The following is a 20,429-nucleotide window of genomic DNA, read 5'->3' on the forward strand; positions in this document are numbered from 1 at the left end:
ACACAAAGAATCATTACTCAATCGTTAAAAAAGGATGTTGGCAAGTAGCTACATTTTTAACTGCCAAATCATACATTTCCTACTTGCCAAATACAAGTATGAATCAAAAGAATTCGTTACCATTATTGTTTTCATTGGTAATTATAAAAACAAAGTCAGAATGAATACTTTAGCTTTTAACGAAAGGAGCTTACCCGCAGGCAAGCTCCTTTCGTGAATAGACGATGCTCTATATAAGAATGGAATGAATTCATTCCAATAGCTCAAGGTTCCGAGCAGCAATTAAGGCCTGGGTTCTGGAGGAGACTCCGAGCTTTTCATACAGGCGGGAAAGGTACACCCGCACGGTGCCTGGGGATAAGGCAAGTTCTTCGGCCATTTGCTTGTTGGTTGCCCCTTGGTTCAGCAGACGGAGAAGATTTATTTCATTGCGGTTCAATGGCTCGGCGAGCTCTTCCTTATGCTGCTTTTGGGACATGATTTCTTTTGGAAATGATGCAACTAACTGGTGGACATAGTTCTCAGTCACTTCTGAAGAAGGAAACATGGAAGGTTCGTGCTGTTTCACTTTTAAATAATGCATCAAAACAGCTTTCATGTCAGCTCCATCATCCAGAAAGCTTCGTACATATCGATTTTGTTCGCCTAGCATTAGTGCTTCGTGGATGTGTTGCGTAGCTTTGTCCTTTAGTCCTCGCTGGTATTCTAATAAAGATTGCAAAGCTGAAATTTCCACTAGGCTCGAGATTAGTTGCTCTCTTGCCGCCTGAGGCTTCATTCGCTCCAGAAGGCGGAGCGCTTCCGCTTCCTTGCGTTGCTTGCCGAGCAGACGCACCAGTGCTATATTAGCATATTCTTGGTTGAAAGCTGGGTACGCCTCGGCGGTTAAGCCTAGTTTTTCGGCTTCTTTTTTTGCTTGTATGAGCCGGCCTTCGAGCAGGTACAATCGAATTTGAAAAGCATGAAGCAGTCGCAGCCAGTGGGCTTCGGAAGTAGACTGGATCGCATCACGAATCCGTTCGTGAGCAAGATCAAAATTTTGGTCGACGATGTGGAAGCGTGCTTGCATAATCACCAGTGGAATGAACAATCCGGGAACTGGCATCTGCAACGTATTTCTTTCGACCTCATTCAGTAGCTTGCGGCTTTTGTCCAACTCGTTCCATTCGTAATAGCCTTCGCACAAAGATTGTTTCACATATAAGTTAATGAGCGATTGTGTCCAGCCATGAGATTCCAGAATTTCATTGAACATGCGACCAATAGTATCTGTGTCGGCAGAGAGAACGCCCTTGAGACCGAGTGGTGTGCGTCTTACTAGAGGCTCTGACAAGTTGTAATTGTAATTGTAAAAAACAGCGTTCTCCGGCAATATGCGGTCTTGTATACCTTCCACGAATTTCAACCACTTTTTGAAGTCCCCATTTAGAAACATCAAGTTGGCTCGAACGAACAGGATGCCACTTTCCAGCTGTCCTTTGCGACTCGGTTTATCTATTGACGAGCTTGTCTGCTCCAATGTATCCAATAATCGATCCGCTTCAAGAAAGTCTCTGTTTAACAAGAGCACAAAGGCATACAAGAGAGACATCTCTGGAATAAGTAAGGTTTCATCTGGGATGCGCTGGAACCAACGATGCAATGTCTTGTGCTCACCTTTGCGTAGTACATCAGGGAGATGTTGCGCTAAATATTCTTGGGTCAATTCAAAATCCTGAGCTTCCAATGCATGATGGATGGCATCGTCCATGAAGCCGTATGAGGCGAGGCATTCACTCGCCAAACGATTAGCTCTAAGCCATCCTTCAGGGCTGTTCTTTTTAAACATTCCCTGCAGAAACTGCGCAAACAAATGATGATAACGGAACCATCTATTTTGATCGTCAAGTGGGATTAAGAACAGGTTTAATTGTTTGATCATCTCCAGCATGTCCCTGCTGTTTGAACGGTTTGTGATTGTATCGATAATCGGAGCATTCATCCTGGAAAGGACAGAGCTGTCTAACAAGAACGTATACAATTCATCAGGGAGACCTGACATCACTTCCTGAAACAAAAAATCTGAAACGTTTCGATGGTCTCCGTTGAACTCTTGAATAAAGTGATCGTAGTCGGTTTTTGAACGAATCGAGAGTGTTACCAACTGTAAACCTGCCGCCCAGCCACCCGTCTGTTCATGCAGTTTTCCAATTTGTTGGTGCGATAACTCGAGCTCGTTAACATTTGTGTAAAACAACTCGGCTTCATCCAAGGTAAATTGAAGTTGCTCCATATCGATGCTACTAACTTCGTTTTGAACAGTCCATTTGGCTGTAGAAAAGGGTAGCTCTTTGCGGGAAGAAATGATCATATGTATCGTAGACGGGAGGTAATGGATGAAATAGGTAATGCTGTCATGGATATGCGCATCATTTATGATGTGGTAATCATCTATAAGAATGGCGATTTCTTCGGAAGACGCAAAAAGTTCATTAATAAGCGAATCTAAAAAGCTATATATAGAAGAGCCAGATAAGGCTCGCTCCAGATTATAGATATGTTCTCGGTTTAATTGAGGTAGCACAGATGCTATGGCATGAAGGATATAGCGCCAAAACCTGACCGTATCATTATCCATCTCATCGAGAGAAAGCCAGACACAAGGTAGCGAATTTGAATCCGCCCATTGAGTCAACAACGTAGTCTTTCCGAAACCAGCGGGAGCCGTTACGATTGTCAATCTACCCTTCGATCCAGCATTAAGGGTATCCAATAAACGACTTCGTAAAACACTGCTATCTTTTGGAACAGGCAGGGTGATTTTTGTTTTTAGAATCGTTGGCTGAATTTGATTGGTCATGATTACCTCACCGTGTAATTTAGAATATTCGATATACTCATTATACAAAAGTCTGAAAAAAATTAACATTCGTCAATTTCATTTTTCTCTTTCTTTACTTATAATGAGGTGCGACTTAGCTATGGAAAAAAAGGAGAGAGTACTGTGAAAATTGTAGAGTATAAAAGGCGAGCCACAGTAATTGTCCTCATTGTCTTACTGGTGTTCAGTTTCCTCGGTTTTTTGAGGATAGCGAATCAAGAAGTTTATGCCAACACAAACACAAGTTTGTATTATACATTGGGTGACCCTGAGTATAGTGTGATGCAAATGAACTTGCAAAATGGTTCCGCTCCTGAGACGCTTGCTAAGCAAGGTGCTTTTTTTGAACCTAGAGCGATTGCTGTTGATTCAGAAGGTGGATACATCTACTATTCAGCGAGAGATCGTATATACAAAATGAAGCAGGATACATTACAAGAAGTTGCTCAATATGACAACCCTAGTGGTTATGTAATAAATGAGTTCGCTTTGGATGCCAGTAATCATAAGTTGTACTTTTCAGATGCCTATGGAGATGGATCAGGAACGTTTTTTTCAAGAGTGTTAGTCCTAGACTTAACGAATGGTTCCATCGATCTGCTCTATGATACGCCTACCGATGGCTTTGTCTTTCTTTTTGGGCTCTCGGTTTCCCATAATGGGGACTATCTTTATTTTCAAATAAGGGATTTATATGGTGATTCTAGTATTTATCGCATGGATACAGGAGGATTGAATGTCGAGGAATGGATTTCGGATATTGGGAACCCCATTCGTGCAGTTGTTGATCCAACAACCGATGAGCTTTATTTTTCTGATGAGAGGATGATTCGCAAAGCTAGCTTGAGTACAGGAGCTGTACAGAGTGAGCCTTATTATTCAGGAGAGCACCATATTTCAGCTATTGCGCGAGATCCAAGTGATGGGACGATTTACTTTGGTATATCCGACAATACGTTTGTCATCTCTATGTATCGAGTGATTTCAAGTAGTGAGGCAGAACTTGTTGTTGCCGATATAGGTCGTGTCAATGACATGGTCATTGCAGAGGCGCCCCAGCCCCTCACCTATACCTTAGAGCCGATTGACGATATAAAACTTCCAGATCTTGTTGAAGGGTATAAGCCGGAAGATAAATGGCCTAGAAACATTCTTCTTAGAAATACTGGAGCGGGTACGTTGAGGAATGTTTATGCAAGTATAGATGGTCCAGGTAAAGATGCTTTTATTTTGCAACAACCTTATTCACCGATAGAGACAACGACCAATATGTCAATAGAAGCGAAGAATGAATTAGCAGCGGGAAACTATAGAGCTACGGTCACGATAACAGCTGACAATATGGAGCCTGTGAGTTTTCAAGTTACTCAAGAGGTCCATACCTACTCGATAGCGCCAATTAACGATCAGACATTGACGGAGCTTGTGTCTGGATATGCATCGGGAACACAAGAGACGAGAAGTGTGGAGGTCGTGAGGACGGGTACGGGCATACCTAGAAATGTATCCGCCAACATAAGCGGGACGAATGCAGAGGCCTTTGAGATCACCCAACCAGCAACCACGATAGTTGGAGAATCTTCCTCATTTACTGTGAAAGCGAAGGATGAGCTAACGTCAGGCTTGTATACAGCAACAATTACGATCACAGCCGACCATATACAACCAATGAGCTTTCAAGTGACGCAAACTATACTTCCATCGACTGAGGCAAGGTTGGGAGGATTGAGTATAGCTGAGGGCACGCTCACCCCTTCCTTTGATCCCGACGTCATGCATTATACAGCTCATGTTCCGCATGAGCGCGATAGTATAACGCTTGCAGCATCCACACTCCATACACAGGCAACTTATACGGTCTACAACGCCGAAAGGGAAATCGTGACAGGACCTGCGGCATTAACGGTTGGAAAGAACCTGTTTGAAATTCACGTAACAGCTGAAGACGGTGAGGCTACTGAGATTTACGTGATTGAAGTAACACGAGCGCCTTCTAGCAATGCGGACATTCATTCACTAAGCTTGAAAGGCATCACACTAAATGAGACGGTAAGTGCGGATGTTTATCAATATACAGCAACAGTACCCAATGGGGTGGCTGTAACAGATCTTCAGGTGGAGACAGTGGATATGAATGCCTCGGTCAGTGCTTTGACCGTTAACGGAGCGTTAGCGGACAATCCAATTCCATTGACAGTAGGCTCCAATAGAATTGAGGTCACCATTCTGGCTCAAGATGGCGTAACCGAGCAAACCTACACGATCATTGTTACAAGGGTAGCTTCCGATAATGTGCTGTTGAGCAGTCTCGACGTAAACGAAGGTATACTGTCTCCGACCTTCGACCCGTCAATCTACGCCTATTCTATAGAGGTTTCTCATAATACAACGTCAGTGAGTATCACGCCTGTGGTCGATCATAAAAATGCCAAATTAAAGATTAATGGAGAGCCACAAGCAAGTGGTGCCCCGATCAGGATACCACTAAAGGTCGGAACCACGAACGTGCTTATCGAGATTGAAGCCGAGAACGGGATTCATTCATCGACCTACACGCTAGCGATTCAGAGAGCTGCAAACAGCAATGCTGCACTTGAGGATTTAAAACTAATCGGTGGAACGTTGTCACCGGTTTTCGCTGCCGATCAGCTCACCTACGATGTGGCTGTACCTTATTCGGTTTCACAGGTAAGCGTCTTAGCAACAGCTTATGATCCGTATGCTGTCTTAAGGATGAATGGCCATATCGCTTTAAGCGGTGAACCTTCTGCTCCTATTGAACTTGAAGTGGGAAGCAATATGATTACGGTTGAAGTGACGGCACAAGACGGGATGACAGTGCAGGAATATCAGATCAACGTCAATCGGTCGAAGAAGTCGAATAACAGCAATCCCCCACAAAGGGATAAGAAAGAAATTCCAGATGACTCTCCAGAATTATTCATAGATGAGCTCAGAGCACAATTTCAAATGGTGACGGAATTATTTAGGTCTTATTTGAGGTCAATAGGTATCTTTTGAAGTTAGGTCTTGAACAAGTGGAAGAAACCTCGGCTGATGTTACGATTAATTTTTCACCTGGGGAGTACCATGTAATTAAACACGTGAGCTCAAAAGGGATTAAGAATGAAAAAGGGAAGTATGGAGCAAAATTTTCTTTCCTTGAGAGGAGAAAGTAAAAAAATGTGTCGTTTGCTGAAGAAACAATTGTTGCTCGGATTAGCTTTCCAAAGCGTTGAGCAAGAGGTGGGTGTAGCCTCTCAGTCTTTTTCCTTTGATGATGGTTCAGCTGACGGCCCTTTTCTTATTGAACCGCAGAGCAGCTGAATGCTGTAAATGGGGAAAAGGAGCGACTCGCGCAGAGACGGCGGTTCTTCTTAGCCGAATGTTAGAAAGCATTGGTTCGAATTGACGAAAAATATGTTACAAAATAAAATCTCCATCGTGCCACTATCTAAGGTGGTATCGATGGAGGTTTTTTTGGCAGAAGGATCTTATAACGGTGTTTCGCTGGAATTTCCAAGATCGACTGAAATTGCGGGATAACAGCTTAACTAGTTTTTGGTATGATAATCAAAAATGTAGAAGAAATGGGCTGGCGTCTTTTTGTTCAAGTCATGACAGATGAAGAAGGCAACCACTTTACCAAAAAAGACAACCCTAATAGTGAAATTCGCATGATCTCTTCTTCTGCGTACATACTATCCTTATAAATGACTGGGCGGAGATGAGGAAAATGACGGAAAACCAACTTAAACATACATATTTGGTCATCGATCATCTTCGCGTCTATTGTGAGTATTGGATCGATCAGAGCAAGCCGGCGATGTTTCTGATTCACGGCTTTGCCTCTTCCACCTATACATTTCACCGTTTGATACCCCTGCTTAAGGAGCATTTTTCAATTTTCGCGATTGACCTTCCGGGGTTTGGCCGGAGTGACAAATCAACCTCATTTACCTATTCGTTTCAAAATTATGCGCAACTTGTAGCGAAGTGCCTGAAATATTTCGGCCTAGAGCGGGTCATTATCGTCGGTCATTCGATGGGCGGGCAGATCGCCTTGTATACGGCGAAATTAGTTCCGGATCAAGTCGATAAATTGGTGCTGCTAAATAGTTCCGGCTATTTGAAAAAAGTAAAGAAATCCCTGATGTACAGTTCATATATGCCCTTTTTTCCTGCTTTCGTTCAGTGGTATGTCGGACGGAAGGAAGTAAAGGACTATTTGGAAAATGTGCTGTATAACAAAGCACTAATTACCGCAGACATGATTGAGGAGTTCGGCCGACCGCTTAAGGAAAGAAACTTCTATAAATCACTCGTCCGGCTGGCGCGCCATCGTGAGGGTGACCTGACGACGGAACAGCTGCGCGACATTAGAAAACCGACCTTGCTTTTGTGGGGCGAAGAGGATAAGGTCGTCCCTGTGGCGGTTGGCAGACGCCTTGTGAAGGAACTGCCTGAAGCGGAGCTGATTACTTACAAGCACACAGGTCATCTGCTTTCGATTGAAAAGCCGCTTGATGTTGTGACGGATATAGTAAGGTATACATGTAGAACCAATTTAGTCTAAAGTTTTCGTAAAAGTCGGGTAAAAAGCGGGGCCTGGATCTTTAAAAAAGCTGTACAGTCCCTTAATATTCACCTGTTACACTAAAACCTATAAGACGTATGGAATGGGGGTAATGAGGTGAAAGTGCGAAAAGCGATCATCCCTGCGGGGGGATTGGGGACCCGGTTTTTACCTGCTACGAAAGCCCAGCCGAAGGAAATGCTGCCGATCGTCGATAAGCCTACGATTCAATATATTGTCGAGGAAGCTGCCGAGTCCGGCATCGAGGATATTATTATTGTCAGTGGACGCGGCAAAAGAGCGATTGAGGATCACTTTGACAGCTCCTACGAATTAGAGAGCGTGCTCGCCGGCAAGGAAAAATGGCGGCAGCTTGAAGAAGTGAAAACCATTTCGAGCCTGGCCAACATTCATTATATCCGTCAAAAAGAGCCGTTAGGACTCGGTCATGCGATTGCGTGCTGCCAGTCATTTATTGGCGATGAGCCGTTTGCTGTACTGCTCGGGGATGATATTGTCCGTTCGGCTATCCCTTGTACGAAGCAATTAATGACGATTTATGAGCGCTATCAATCTCCTGTTGTCGGCGTTCAGCCTGTCCGTGACGAAGAAGTATCGAGATACGGAATTGTCGCACCGGCAGGTTTGGAAATCGAACAAGGTGTGATCGGCGTATCAGACCTGGTTGAAAAACCTTCTCTCCACCACGCGCCATCGAACTATGCACTTATGGGACGTTACATCCTCTTACCCGACATCTTCCCACTTCTACACACAATTACGCCTGGTGCAGGAGGCGAAATCCAGTTAACTGACGCTTTGAAACAACTGAATCAATCCCATCATGTGCTTGCTTATCACTTCCAGGGAAAACGCTATGACATTGGCGATAAGCTCGGCTTTCTGAAAGCAACATTGGACTTTGCCATGGAGCGAGAGGGGCTCAGTCAAGAGTTGAGAGCCTACATGGAAGAACTGATGAACGTCACAATCGCGTAAAGGCGATGAAGGGAGGGGGTCCGCATGCAAATTACCGTTGTTGGGACTGGGTATGTCGGCTTAGTCACCGGTGTGACCTTTGCCGAGGTTGGCCATGAAGTCATTTGTATCGACGTTGACAGTACGAAAATCAAGATGCTGAAACGGGGCGAGGTGCCGTTTTATGAGCCTGGTCTTCAGCAGCTTCTTGTTCATAATCTCGCAAACGGCCGACTGACGTTTACGACTGATGGCGATGAAGCGTATCGCTTGAGAGATGTGATTTATGTAGCGGTCGGAACGCCCTCAAAGGCGGATGGCGCAGTGGATGTGAGCTATATGGAGCAGGCCGTAGTTGACGTCGCGAAAGCAATTGAAGAATATACGGTCATTGTTATTAAAAGCACTGTACCTGTCGGAACGAATGAACGTGTTCGCGCTATGGTCGCCCAGCATACAAGCTGTCCATTTGATCTTGTCTCCAATCCAGAGTTTTTACGGGAAGGCTCGGCGATTTACGATATTTATCATGGGGACCGGATCGTCATTGGCGCAGAACATGAGCGGGCCGCCGAAACGGTGGCGATGCTGCACAAGCCGTTTGGCACGCCGATTTTTCATACCGACCCGCGCAGTGCCGAGCTGATCAAATATGCGGCGAACGCTTTTTTGGCGACGAAGATCAGCTATATCAATGAAATTGCGAATCTATGTGAAAGGCTTGGAGCAAATGTCGACGCTGTCGCGCATGGCATCGGCTTGGACCGGCGGATCGGCGCGCAATTTTTACAGGCAGGTTTGGGCTACGGCGGCTCCTGTTTTCCGAAGGATACAAGAGCGCTTCTTCATATGGCAGAAACCGCTCAGTCTGATTTGCGGGTGCTCGCCGCTGCCAGTACCGTAAACGAGCGCCAGCCTTACGTCGTGATCGAGAAATTGAAAAAACGGTTTTCATCATTACGAGGGCTGCGAATCGCCTTATTGGGATTGAGCTTCAAACCGAATACAGATGATCTTCGTGAAGCTGTCTCGCTTGTCATTTTGCAGGAATTACAGGCGGCGGGAGCGTCGCTGATCGTGTATGATCCGGTCGTCGATCATCCGAAAGGAAACCGTGTTCTCGAACAAGTAATGTTTGCCGGCAGCATCGACGAAGCGCTGTCCGGGGCCGAGGCGAGCATCATCGTCACGGAGTGGGAGGAAATTAAGGCATTTCCACTTGCCAGGTATAAAGTGTTGATGAAAGAGGCAGTTGTTATCGATGGGCGGAATTGTTATCCTCTGGCGAAGGCGGAAAAAGCGGGGGTAGAGTATTACTCCATTGGCCGGCCGGCGGTCAATGAGCAGCAGCCGAGCCAGCTGCTGAAGCAATGAGAGAGAGGCAGGCAGTGGTGCCACTATAGATAGGGGGAGTCAAAAGATGAGAATCGCGATTTTTTCTGACACATACGCACCGGAAGTGAACGGGGTCGCCCGTACGCTGAAGCGTTACACCAATTATCTTGACACGAAAGGCATTGAATACCGTCTGTTTGTTCCGGAAAGCCGCACACCGGTGCCGAAGGTTCCTCACATCGAGCGGTTTATGAGCATCCCGTTTTTATTCTATCCGGACTGTCGTCTGGCACTGCCGAATCCACTCTACATCCGGCAAACGCTCGATGAATTCAAGCCGACATTGATTCATGTCGCCACACCGTTTAATCTCGGACTCTTTGGTCTTCATTATGGCAAAAAGCATCACATTCCGATGGTCGCTTCCTATCATACTCACTTCGATGATTATTTAGCCTATTATCATGCCACCTTATTCAAAAAATGGATCTGGAAATATTTGCATTGGTTTCATCACTCGTTTGACCGCGTCTTTGTTCCGTCAGAAAGCACAAAACAAAAGCTGATCGACCGCGATTTTCACCCTTCGATCGACATTTGGGGCCGGGGGGTGAACCACCAGTTCTTTTCGCCGGCAAAAAAATCGAGCGACGTCAGAAAAAAGTACCGGATCAAAGAAAAGAACATTCTGCTCTATGTTGGCCGCATCGCCCCGGAAAAAGATGTCCATATCGTGCTGGAGACGTTTCATGCTTTGCCGCCGCATATGAAAGAGCAAACACATTTGCTGCTAGTCGGCGACGGCCCGCTGTTTCAGACGCTGTCAGCTAAACCCCACCCGCAAATTACATGGACCGGTTTTTTAGAAGGGGAAGCTTTGTCCGAAGTGTATGCGTCGTCTGATCTTTTTCTTTTCCCATCTCCGACCGAGACGTTTGGCAATGTCGTCCTGGAAGCCCAGGCTTCCGGTCTTCCAGTTATCGGCGCAAAAGCAGGAGGCGTGCAGCACCTCGTTTCCCATGGAGTGAACGGCTTTTTATGCGAGCCGAAAAGCACAAAGGCCTTTGCTCACTATACGGCCTTTCTTTTAGAGCAAAAAAGCCTGCGCCGTTCCTTTTCGGAAAAATCGCGTGCATTTGCCTTAACGCTGTCATGGGAAGAAATATTCAATGGATTACTTTACAGTTTTTATCAGATTGCGAGTCAGAAGCAGGAGATTTCGGCATAATTGCTATAGAAGAGCTAAGAGGATGAAGAGGAGCTAGTGACCTTGGTTTTCTAACAGCAGATGGGCCAATCTAGTAGCGCTTCATCTCTCTTTTTTTAGCACTTTGTTTCATTGAACCGTATAGCCGCCATCGACAAATAAATTTTGACCTGTAATCCAATCAGCATCTTCGGAGGCAAAAAATATAATAGGTTTAACGATGTCATCGTACAGTCCAATTCTTTTGAACAGTGTTTTTTCGACTCTCATTTTTCTACCTTGTTCATCAGAGTTTTTATTCAAAAAGTCGCCATCAAGTGGTCCTGGTGAAATGGAGTTAACATTAATATTAAACGCAGAAAGCTCTTTCGCCAGCACTCTCGTTAATCCTAGAATCCCAGCTTTTGAAGAAGAGTAGGCGCCTCCGCCGTAAACCCCGCTGATCGAAGCAACTGAACTTATATTAATAATTTTTCCTTGGTTTTGTTGCTTCATAATGGCTCCAAAATGCTTCGCTGTTAGAAAGGACCCTTTTAAATTGATATTTAGTACTTTATCCCATTCGTTTTCCGACAATTCAAAGATCGTATTGTAATGTAAATAGCCGGCAATATTAATCAAGATATCGACTTTACCAAACTTATTAAGGACTGAAGCTGCTGTCTCTTGGATGTCTGTCTCTTGAGAAACATCCATAACGAAAGCTTCAATTTCACAGGAACGATGCTTCTCTTTATGAAGATGCGTTACTAAGTCGTTTATTTTCTCACTATGTATGTCCGTTACGACGATTTTACAAGGATAGTGGGAAAAAGTTTGACTTAGCGCTTTTCCTAAACCACCAGTTGCACCTGTTATGACAACGACCTTATCATTAAAATTATAAGACATCTCTCATCACCTTTGCATGGATTAATGGTTATTCACGATTCAATTGAACACTGGTTATATTCTCTAAAAACGTAACAATTTCTGTGTGATCCTGATTATGGTCTCCGCTAATGCTGGCGGCTTTATAGATTTGTTCTACTGAGCCCGCCAAAAAAACCGGAATGTGTAAGTCTCGAGAAATGTCATTGACCATCTTTACATCTTTTAAGATTAGATCGAGAGAAAACCCAGAGTTGAAGCTACGAGGCAGAACAAAAGTTGGAAATTTATAATGGGTTGAGAAACTTTGTCCAGAGCTTTGATTGATTGTTTCTAATGCAATATCCAAATCAATATTGAGCTTTTTTAGTAAGATTGCCGCTTCCGTCGTAGCATAAAGGGATGTTGCCGACAAGTAATTGTTAATTGCTTTCAAGGCATGCCCTGAGCCGGTTTCACCAATTAAATTGACTGTTTTGCCCATAGTCTTTAGAATGGGAAGAACTTTCAGGTAAACTTCTTTTTGAGCACCAACCATTATTGTCAATGTCCCAGCTTTTGCTCCTTTTACTCCTCCTGAAACGGGAGCATCCACGAAAGTTAAACCGGTTGAAGCGGCTTTCTGTGAAAGCTTTTTTGTCGAGAGAACGTAAGAACTGCTCATATCAATAATGATCCCGCCGGGCTTCATGCTGCGGAACAATCCATTATCCCCAGTAACTACGGATTCCACTATTGGCGAGTTCGGTAACATCAAAATGACGATGTCACTTTTGGCGCCAAGCTCCTTTATGGACGAAGCGGTGCGAGCATCCTTAAAACTTATCGTTGCGTCTGGATTCGTATCAAACATAGTCAAGTTGTAGCCGGCTTTTAGTAAGTGTTCAACCATCCAGCGCCCCATTTGCCCGATTCCAATAAATCCAATATTCATCGAATCTACTCCCTCATTAGAACAAATTAAGCCGAGTTTATTCTTCTCGGCCATCTTCCTTCATAACTTCCTGAGCAACCCGGAAGCTGTCAATCGCTGCTGGTACGCCGCAGTAAATGGCAGTCTGTAAAAAGACCTCTCTCATTTCCTCCAGCGTGACCCCGTTATTGAAGGCTCCTCTTACATGCAATTTCAATTCATGCGGGCGGTTAAGCGCCGTCATAAGGGCCAGATTGAGCAGGCTCCGTGTTTTCCTCGGAAGCTCTGGTCTCGTCCATATTTCGCCCCAGCAATATTCGGTCACCAGTTCCTGCAGCGGCTGAGTGAACTCCGTTGCATTGTTAATCGACTTGTCCACATACTCTGAGCCTAATACCTCTCTACGAACCTTCAATCCTTCTTCAAATTGTTTTTCATTCATTGTGCATAACTCCTTTCATCCTTTACATATTGTCCTTCTTATTGACGTTAATATTGTCGACAATATTAAATAATTTAAATCCATCTTAATTGAAAGCGTATTAAATGTCCATAGTTTATTAATTGAATTTTTGAAAAAGTAGAAATCAAGAGGATAAAAGACTGACCATTTGGCAAGGAGTGAAAAGACCGTTTAGGGTGTAAAAAGAGGAGGAGATAGAGCGGAATCGCTTGCCTGATTCACGACTCTATCAATGGCTTAATTGATATAGAAAATATCCAATGTCTTGAGCGAGCGCTTTTCCTGATCACGAATCGCTTTTAAACCGATTTCCTTATCTTTGTTTTTCAAGGCATTAAATTGTTGACAGTGTTCTTCGAAAGATAGGGAAAGATTATTTCCTTGGCCCATGTTTAATAAGCTTAACGGACGGGAGGAACGGCGAAGTGATTGATGCATTTCTTTTAAAAATTCATTTTGGGCGATCGAAAATAAAGTTGTGTGAAATTCCTCGTTATGGTTGTAATAAGAAACAATGTCTTCATCCTCAATCGCCTGCTTTTGTTTATTTAAAATTTCTTCCAAACGAGTAAGGTCTTCTTCCACAATATTGTTCATTGCTTTTTCCAGTGCAATTTCCTCCAAGCGAAAGGTTGCATCGTACAACTGATGAATTTCCTCTTTTGAAAAGTTTTTTACAACAAAGCCATGATGAGGTACGCGGGTTACGAGTCGATCCTTTTCGAGCATAAGTAAGGCTTCTCTTACTGGTGCACGACTCGTATTAAATTCTTTGGCGATGGCTGATTCAACTAAATGTTCATTAGGATGTAATTCTCTGTTAGCAATTTTTGCTGCGAGTTCTTCAGCAATTTGCATAGGAGCTGTTAATTTTTTCATTTATATCACCTGCAAATTTCTGTATAAATTTTCTTCTTTGTTGAAAGTAATGATTATTATATGCCTTATTGTCGGCAATTCTGTATGAAAATTATATTATTACACCGTTAATAAAAAGTCCAGCTTAATAAAGAGGCTGATTAAAGATGGAGAATAAAAAGATTTACAGATGAAAAACGGGCAAGAGGCATCAAAACCAATATTATTTTGATAAAGCAATAACAGCAAAGGACTTTCATATTCGTTTTTGAGAACAAAACGCTAATGCAACTTAAATTTGGAGATTTTTTAAAAAAAATCGTGGCCTCTATCATACCAAAATTAAAAATATTTAAATTTAATTCATATTAATATAATATAGGAAGGAAATTAAATATTTTATAATTTATATTTTATATTGGATATTTTATATTGACATGAAAATTCAGATTATTTATACTTTGAATACGGAAAATCAATTCTGAAAATTGAAATTCCTTTGAAGTCTATTTGTAACTTTGCTAGTTATTTTTTTAAAAAGGGGGATTAAGCTTTGGCTTTATAAGGAGAAGAGAAACATTAATAGTTTTGTAAGTGCTTACAGTCTGTGGATTTAAAATCAATGACAAAAGGAGAATTAAAAATGACGAAAACAATGGACTATACGAGGTATATTCGGTTAACAGCTCTTCTTCTTAGCGTATCGGTATTTTTCGTTTTAGCAGCTTGCTCATCTTCAGATGAATCCAATACTCCTGACCCAACAGATGGTAATAGCGGAGAGACGGAAGAATCAGTTACATTAAGAATTTCAACAGCGATGGATTTAAATAATCTTCAAATGCTTGGTTTTCCGATCTTTCAAGAATTAGTTGAAGCTAACAGTGATGGTAGGGTCAAAGTGGAATATGTAGGGGGCCCAGAAGCGATTCCAGCTTTTAATCAAGGGGAAGCAATTGCAACAGGGGCAGTGGATATGGCATGGGTAGCAAGTTCCTACTATGCTGAAATGGTTCCGGAAGCATTGGTTTCAAACTTCACGGAATTCACATATGAAGAGGAAATTGAAAACGGTGCCATTGAATATTTAAGTTCATTACATGAAGAAAATAATATTAAACTAATTGGTCGTGCTGCCAAAGGACAATATTCGATCTTTCTAAAAGAAGAGGTTCAATCAATGGAGGACTTTGAAGGATTAAGAATTAGAGGAACATCTACGTATCTTCCTTTACTAAATGCCTTGGGAGCTGTTGCCCTTTCTATGCCGGGGGAAGAAATTTATAGCGCATTAGAAAGAGGACTGGTCGATGGGACTGCTTGGGCAAGCTTTTCCATAACAGATTTAGCTTTACAGGAATTAATAGAATACCGAGTTGCCCCGAATTTTAATACGTTGGATACGCTAATTATCGCGAATTTAGATAATTGGAATTCGATTCCAGAGGATCTGCAAACGATTATTCAGGACGCTGCGATTGAATCTTATTACCGAATGGCGGAAGAGTTAGATGAGCATATTGAAAAAGAGAATCAACTGCTAGAGGAAGCTGGGGTAGAAACTATTAATTTACCAGATGGTGAGGAGTTTCAAAAACTTGCCCTGGATGAATCGTGGGAATGGCTTGGAGAAACAGTCGAAGACATTGCTGAGTTAGAAAAGTACTTTAGAAAGCAGTAATAATCCAACACACTACACAAATTATCAGCTAATTGTATTAAGGAAGTGAACGAGATGAAGACTGCTTATTTGTCAGAAATTGGACAAGTTCTTGTAAAGGATCTTGATATTCCTGAAATCCAGGACAATGAGATTTTAATTAAAGTTAACTGCGCAGGAATTTGTGGGTCAGATGTACATGCTTATCACGGTCATCACCCTTTTCGGAAACCACCAATGGTTTTAGGGCATGAAGTGGTGGGTGAGGTTTCTAAATTAGGGGGCGAGGTAACTGGGATTAGCATAGGTGATCGTGTTACCGTTGAACCACTAAAAGGTTGCGGCACTTGTTTGTATTGTTTGAGAGGAGAATACAACCTTTGTAAAACTAGGGTGAGCGCTGGAACGAACGGTTGGTTGGGAGCGATGGCGGAATTCTTTGTTGCCCCGGCTGATAAGGTTTATGTGTTGCCGGCATCAATGGAATATCAGGTCGGATTGCTAGCTGAGCCTTTGGCCGTTGGGGTGCATGCAGTAGAGTTAAGTGAAATTGGAGAGAGTGAAAATATACTTATAGTTGGCACAGGTCCGATTGGGTTATTAACGGGTGTCGCGGCTCAAGCAAAGGGTGCTAAGAACATTTATTGTACTGATATTAATGACTTTAGATTGGGCTTTGCTCAAAGCTTGGGGTTGCAAACGATTAACGTAAACAAACAGTCTATAAAAGAAGTGACAGAGGAAACAGTACCTGACGGGTTCGATGTAGTTTTTCTAGCGGTCACTTCGAAGGAGGCCGTGGAGCAGGCATTAACATATGTTCAATATGGTGGGAAAATAGTCGTGATTACAATCTTTACATCTGAGATACCATTTAATATGGGATTTCTGCAGGAGAGAGAGATCGAAGTGAAAGGCTCAATGGTTTACACAAAACCTGATTTTGAATTAGCCTTGAAGATTTTGTCGGACAGAGGGGAAGACATGAAGCGATTTATTACACATCAAGTACCAATTGAAGATGTAAATGAAGCAATGCAAGTCATTACCTCACCAAAAAATGAAGTTATAAAAATGGCTGTTTACCCGTAAGCAAAACATTTCAATGAACAAAGAAGTGGTGCGAAATTGAGTTCACAGACTGAACACCCTTCTTTGTACATTGGATTAAGGAGAGTGGACATTTTGATGGCGAAGTCAAAAGAAAGGGATGGTATGGAAATAACGAAGAACGAATCGAAGAAGGATAAAATCGAGAAAATAGTCAGAAAATCCGATTCGGCATTTTATAGAGTAGAAAAGGTGTTTCTTTTCTTTGCTGTAATCGCTTTGATAGGCATGTTAACGAGTATGTTATTTGGAATTGGAAGCAGGGTTATGTTCAATAGGTCCATTTTGTGGGTAACGGATTTCTCGGGATATGCCATGGTTTATGTCGTGTTTTTGGCTGCGCCTTGGATATTAAAAGAGAAGGGGCATGTCATTGTAGATATTATCACTGGTGCCTTAAGCAAAAAATTTTTAAGGGTAAACTCAATAATCATATGCACTGTATCAATTTTTATCTGCATTTTACTGTTGATATTCAGTGCGGAAATCACGATGGGTTACTATTTGAACAATACAGTCATGCTAAATACAATCCAGTGGCCAAAATTCGCTTTGTTCCTGCCAATTGTTATTGGTTTCTTGATGCTAGGTATTCGTTTTTTTATCGAGCTATTAAAGTCGATTTTATTAGGAGAGGATATTTTTGATGATAGGCTGCCTGAAATGTAAACTAGCATTTTGAGAAGGGAAGTGAATAATGTGGAGTGGTACTTTGTCATATTAATGTTCTTCCTCATGTTGATGGCATTAATATTTTTCGGGTTTCCGATCGCTTTTGCGTTCCTTACGATCAACACACTAGTAGCGATTATCTTTATCGGCTTTAGTTCCGGGATCAATACATTGGTTAATAGTTCCTTTGAGGCATTAGCGAAGTTTACGCTAACTCCGGTTCCGCTATTTATTTTAATGGGTGAAATCTTGTTTCATTCCGGTTTAGTAATGAAACTACTAGATGCTTTTTCGAAGTTTCTAGGTAAAATTCCTGCCAGGCTAAGTTTGTTATCGATTGGTACAGGAACGTTGCTATCAGCGATGAGTGGCTCGGCAGTAGCAGACGCGGCCATGCTCGGCTCAACATTGGCACCTGAAATGCAAAAGCGTGGATATCATTTAAGGATGATTGTTGGTCCGATCGTGGCGGCAGGTACGCTTGCGCTAATTATCCCACCAAGTACGGTAGCGATCTTATTGGCGAGTACAGCCCGGATTAACGTTGGTCATGTCCTGATCGCCGGTATTTTGCCTGGGATATTAATTGCAATAGTATTGGCTGTATATTATATGGTTATGGGTTATGTTAAACCGGAACTAGCTCCGATCTATGAAGTAGAAAAACCGAAATGGAGCGAAAGATTCAAAGCATTGTTTATGTATGTGCTGCCGATTGCCTCTCTAATCTTTTTCGTATTAGGCTTGATCTTCTCTGGAGTCGTGACGCCAACAGAATCTGCATCGACCGGAGTTTTAGGGGCCCTCATACTGGCGATTGTGTATAGAAAGCTTTCCTTGAAAGTATTAAAAAATGCATTGGTAGGAACGGTAAAGGTAAGTGGAATGATCATGTTGATTATCGCTGCTTCCGCTGGATTTAGTCAAATTCTATCGTATACAGGAGCTACAAGGGGTCTGGTTGAATTTGTTGTTGGAACAGATGTAGCACCGATCATTACAGTCATCATCATGTTGCTGATTGTTTTGATGATGGGAACTTTCATCGAGCCAATATCGATTATGATGATCACGATTCCGCTATACTATCCTGTCATTACAGCGTTGGAATATGACCCGATCTGGTTTGCGATCATGATGTTAATTTGTCTAGGGTTAGGAAATATAACACCTCCGTTTGGTTTGCTTTTGTTTGTGATGAAAGGGGCGTTACCATCCAATGTTCCGGTAAAAAGAATATATACCGCAGTCATTCCGGTTGTGCTTCTTGAAATGGCTGTTGTAGCGCTAATCCTGTTTATTCCTGAAATTACAACATGGCTGCCTTATTTAAGCGATTAGTAATAAGTAATCATTGATTACTTAAATTTTTAATAGAATATTGGATCCAAAATTTTTTATATAAAAGCCATTTAGTTAGAGAGTGAAAGAAAGGTGGAGACATTTTATGAAGCAAAGTGCTGAAAAAGTCAAAAATATCGGTTCCTGGATTAATGGAAAAGAGATAACAGAGGGTGGCCGTGCTCAAAATGAAGTCCGGAATCCTTATGACAATGAGGTAATCGGAATTGTCAACATGGCAACATTAGATGATTTAGAGGCGGCTATTGTTTCCTCGCACCGTGCTTTTGAAGAGGCGATGAAATCAATGCCTGCCCACCAACGTTCGGATATTTTAAGAAAAGCGGCGGATGAGTTAGAAGCAAGCAAGGAAGAATTTGCGGCAACCATTTCACAAGAAACCGGAAAAACGATCAGAGATTCGCGGGGAGAGGTATCGCGTGCGATTCAATTGCTTAGGTTTGCTTCCTCGGAAGCGAAGGCAAATGACGGGGAGCTTATAAAAATGGATGCCTCAACTGGAGGGGAAAACAGGCTTGGATTCGTGAAACGATATCCAGTCGGAGTTGTTGCGGCCATTACGCCATTTAATTATCCGCTTAATTTAGCAATGCATAAAATTGCTCCGGCTATTGCAACAGGGTGTTCAGTCGTCGTAAAACCGGCAGGAAAAACACCTTTATCAACCGCGATGCTGGCACCACTTTTTGAGAGAGCGGGCCTACCTAAAGGAGCATTGAATATTGTTATGGGAGCGGGAGCTGAAATTGGTGAAGCACTTGTCACTCACCCGTATATAAAAAAGGTTACATTTACGGGGAGTGAATCAGTAGGGATGAAGTTGAAGGAATTGGCCGGAGATAAAAAAGTGACACTTGAACTAGGTTCAAATGCCCCGAATATTATTTTCGAGGATGCAAATTTGGAAATGGCAGTATCAAATATTTTAAGAGGAGCATTCACGTATTCGGGACAAGCGTGTATTTCTGCACAACGTATCTATGTGCAAAAAGGCGTCTATGAAAAAGTTATGGATTTGTTTGTTCCAAAAGTCGAAAAGTTAGTAGTTGGTGATCCAGCGTCTGAACAAACTGATATTGGTCCACTAATCACACTAAACGCAGCGGAGAGAGTAGAACAATGGGTTCAAGAAGCGTCTAACGAAGGAGCCAGAATAATAGTTGGTGGAAAAAGAGAAGGAGCAATCTACCATCCTACCATTGTCGAAAACGTAAAATCCGATATGAAAGTTGTTTGCCAGGAAATATTTGGCCCAGTTGTTGTAATGATTCCTTTTGAAAAGGAAGAGGAAGTTGTTTCGATGGCAAATGATTCAAACTATGGCCTTCAGGCGGCTGTTTTTACATCGGATGTAACGAAAGGATTGCGAATTGCGGATCAATTAGAAACAGGTGGCGTATGGATCAATGAAGTTTCTCAGTTCCGACTGGATCATTATCCGTATGGAGGAGTGAAGAAAAGTGGCCTAGGTAAGGAAGGAGTTAAATACGCAATGGATGATATGACAGAAATGAAATTTATTGGTGTAAACCTAATTTAGTTCCCCCAATAGAATTTAGTAAATA

At 42.6% G+C, this 20,429-nt stretch carries 16 protein-coding genes; 11 read left to right on the forward strand and 5 right to left on the reverse strand.

From position 1 onward, the window contains the following. Positions 1-250: 250 nt before the first annotated feature. Complete coding sequence (locus tag ABMB67_RS13050) at positions 251-2,839, reverse strand: winged helix-turn-helix domain-containing protein (protein WP_354572336.1); 2,589 nt, start codon at positions 2,837-2,839, stop codon at positions 251-253. A gap of 144 nt (positions 2,840-2,983) precedes the next feature. On the opposite strand from ABMB67_RS13050, the gene ABMB67_RS13055 reads away from it, so the two are divergent. The 6 genes from ABMB67_RS13055 to ABMB67_RS13080 all read left to right on the forward strand — a co-directional run bounded on the left by ABMB67_RS13055 (position 2,984) and on the right by ABMB67_RS13080 (position 10,977). Beyond that, positions 2,984-5,881: a cadherin-like beta sandwich domain-containing protein gene (locus tag ABMB67_RS13055; protein WP_354572337.1), complete on the forward strand. Its 2,898-nt coding sequence runs from the start codon at positions 2,984-2,986 to the stop codon at positions 5,879-5,881. A 105-nt stretch (positions 5,882-5,986) separates the two neighbouring features. Then, the gene (locus ABMB67_RS13060; protein ID WP_354572338.1) at positions 5,987-6,187 is read left to right on the forward strand and encodes a hypothetical protein; all 201 of its coding nucleotides are present in this window, start codon (positions 5,987-5,989) and stop codon (positions 6,185-6,187) included. A 409-nt stretch (positions 6,188-6,596) separates the two neighbouring features. Next, positions 6,597-7,436, forward strand: coding sequence for an alpha/beta fold hydrolase (locus tag ABMB67_RS13065; RefSeq protein ID WP_251224072.1), 840 nt, complete (start codon positions 6,597-6,599; stop codon positions 7,434-7,436). A 117-nt stretch (positions 7,437-7,553) separates the two neighbouring features. Beyond that, a complete protein-coding gene (galU, locus tag ABMB67_RS13070) occupies positions 7,554-8,435 on the forward strand; it encodes a UTP--glucose-1-phosphate uridylyltransferase GalU (protein ID WP_251224073.1) in 882 nt (293 codons plus the stop codon). A 24-nt stretch (positions 8,436-8,459) separates the two neighbouring features. After that, the gene (locus ABMB67_RS13075; protein WP_251224074.1) at positions 8,460-9,788 is read left to right on the forward strand and encodes a UDP-glucose dehydrogenase family protein; all 1,329 of its coding nucleotides are present in this window, start codon (positions 8,460-8,462) and stop codon (positions 9,786-9,788) included. A 46-nt stretch (positions 9,789-9,834) separates the two neighbouring features. Beyond that, positions 9,835-10,977 (forward strand): glycosyltransferase family 4 protein, encoded by a 1,143-nt coding sequence (locus ABMB67_RS13080; RefSeq protein ID WP_251224075.1) that lies wholly within the window; start codon positions 9,835-9,837, stop codon positions 10,975-10,977. A 108-nt stretch (positions 10,978-11,085) separates the two neighbouring features. On the opposite strand, the gene ABMB67_RS13085 is transcribed toward ABMB67_RS13080, so the two are convergent. From ABMB67_RS13085 to ABMB67_RS13100, 4 genes are all read right to left on the reverse strand, one after another. After that, entirely contained in the window at positions 11,086-11,847 is a 762-nt protein-coding gene (locus ABMB67_RS13085) for an SDR family NAD(P)-dependent oxidoreductase (protein ID WP_354572339.1), read from the reverse strand. Between the two features lie 28 nt (positions 11,848-11,875). Then, positions 11,876-12,760, reverse strand: a complete 885-nt coding sequence (locus ABMB67_RS13090) for an NAD(P)-dependent oxidoreductase (protein WP_354572340.1) — start codon at positions 12,758-12,760, stop codon at positions 11,876-11,878. Between the two features lie 37 nt (positions 12,761-12,797). Further along, positions 12,798-13,181: a 4-carboxymuconolactone decarboxylase gene (pcaC, locus tag ABMB67_RS13095; protein WP_354572341.1), complete on the reverse strand. Its 384-nt coding sequence runs from the start codon at positions 13,179-13,181 to the stop codon at positions 12,798-12,800. A gap of 258 nt (positions 13,182-13,439) precedes the next feature. Continuing rightward, positions 13,440-14,081: a GntR family transcriptional regulator gene (locus ABMB67_RS13100; RefSeq protein ID WP_354572342.1), complete on the reverse strand. Its 642-nt coding sequence runs from the start codon at positions 14,079-14,081 to the stop codon at positions 13,440-13,442. A gap of 622 nt (positions 14,082-14,703) precedes the next feature. On the opposite strand from ABMB67_RS13100, the gene dctP reads away from it, so the two are divergent. The 5 genes from dctP to ABMB67_RS13125 all read left to right on the forward strand — a co-directional run bounded on the left by dctP (position 14,704) and on the right by ABMB67_RS13125 (position 20,404). Beyond that, positions 14,704-15,741 (forward strand): TRAP transporter substrate-binding protein DctP, encoded by a 1,038-nt coding sequence (gene dctP / locus ABMB67_RS13105; RefSeq protein WP_354572343.1) that lies wholly within the window; start codon positions 14,704-14,706, stop codon positions 15,739-15,741. A gap of 54 nt (positions 15,742-15,795) precedes the next feature. Then, positions 15,796-16,812 (forward strand): zinc-dependent alcohol dehydrogenase, encoded by a 1,017-nt coding sequence (locus tag ABMB67_RS13110; protein WP_354572344.1) that lies wholly within the window; start codon positions 15,796-15,798, stop codon positions 16,810-16,812. 96 nt (positions 16,813-16,908) lie between these two features. Then, on the forward strand, positions 16,909-17,499 hold the full coding sequence (locus ABMB67_RS13115) for a TRAP transporter small permease (protein WP_354572345.1): 591 nt from the start codon (positions 16,909-16,911) through the stop codon (positions 17,497-17,499). A 30-nt stretch (positions 17,500-17,529) separates the two neighbouring features. After that, complete coding sequence (locus ABMB67_RS13120) at positions 17,530-18,843, forward strand: TRAP transporter large permease (RefSeq protein ID WP_354572346.1); 1,314 nt, start codon at positions 17,530-17,532, stop codon at positions 18,841-18,843. Between the two features lie 106 nt (positions 18,844-18,949). Further along, on the forward strand, positions 18,950-20,404 hold the full coding sequence (locus tag ABMB67_RS13125) for an aldehyde dehydrogenase family protein (protein WP_354572347.1): 1,455 nt from the start codon (positions 18,950-18,952) through the stop codon (positions 20,402-20,404). Positions 20,405-20,429 lie beyond the last annotated feature (25 nt).

It is taken from the genome of Halalkalibacter oceani (assembly GCF_040544555.1).
GTDB lineage: Bacteria > Bacillota > Bacilli > Bacillales > Bacillaceae_D > Halalkalibacter > Halalkalibacter oceani.

Bases quoted from the DNA above. Each gene is read 5' to 3' on its own strand.
- ABMB67_RS13050 (WP_354572336.1), bottom strand. From the start codon at position 2,839: ATGACCAATCAAATTCAGCCAACGATTCTAAAAACAAAAATCACCCTG.
- ABMB67_RS13060 (WP_354572338.1), top strand. From the start codon at position 5,987: ATGAAAAAGGGAAGTATGGAGCAAAATTTTCTTTCCTTGAGAGGAGAA.
- ABMB67_RS13065 (WP_251224072.1), top strand. From the start codon at position 6,597: ATGACGGAAAACCAACTTAAACATACATATTTGGTCATCGATCATCTT.
- ABMB67_RS13075 (WP_251224074.1), top strand. From the start codon at position 8,460: ATGCAAATTACCGTTGTTGGGACTGGGTATGTCGGCTTAGTCACCGGT.
- ABMB67_RS13080 (WP_251224075.1), top strand. From the start codon at position 9,835: ATGAGAATCGCGATTTTTTCTGACACATACGCACCGGAAGTGAACGGG.
- ABMB67_RS13085 (WP_354572339.1), bottom strand. From the start codon at position 11,847: ATGTCTTATAATTTTAATGATAAGGTCGTTGTCATAACAGGTGCAACT.
- ABMB67_RS13090 (WP_354572340.1), bottom strand. From the start codon at position 12,760: ATGAATATTGGATTTATTGGAATCGGGCAAATGGGGCGCTGGATGGTT.
- pcaC (WP_354572341.1), bottom strand. From the start codon at position 13,181: ATGAATGAAAAACAATTTGAAGAAGGATTGAAGGTTCGTAGAGAGGTA.
- ABMB67_RS13100 (WP_354572342.1), bottom strand. From the start codon at position 14,081: ATGAAAAAATTAACAGCTCCTATGCAAATTGCTGAAGAACTCGCAGCA.
- dctP (WP_354572343.1), top strand. From the start codon at position 14,704: ATGACGAAAACAATGGACTATACGAGGTATATTCGGTTAACAGCTCTT.
- ABMB67_RS13110 (WP_354572344.1), top strand. From the start codon at position 15,796: ATGAAGACTGCTTATTTGTCAGAAATTGGACAAGTTCTTGTAAAGGAT.
- ABMB67_RS13115 (WP_354572345.1), top strand. From the start codon at position 16,909: ATGGCGAAGTCAAAAGAAAGGGATGGTATGGAAATAACGAAGAACGAA.
- ABMB67_RS13125 (WP_354572347.1), top strand. From the start codon at position 18,950: ATGAAGCAAAGTGCTGAAAAAGTCAAAAATATCGGTTCCTGGATTAAT.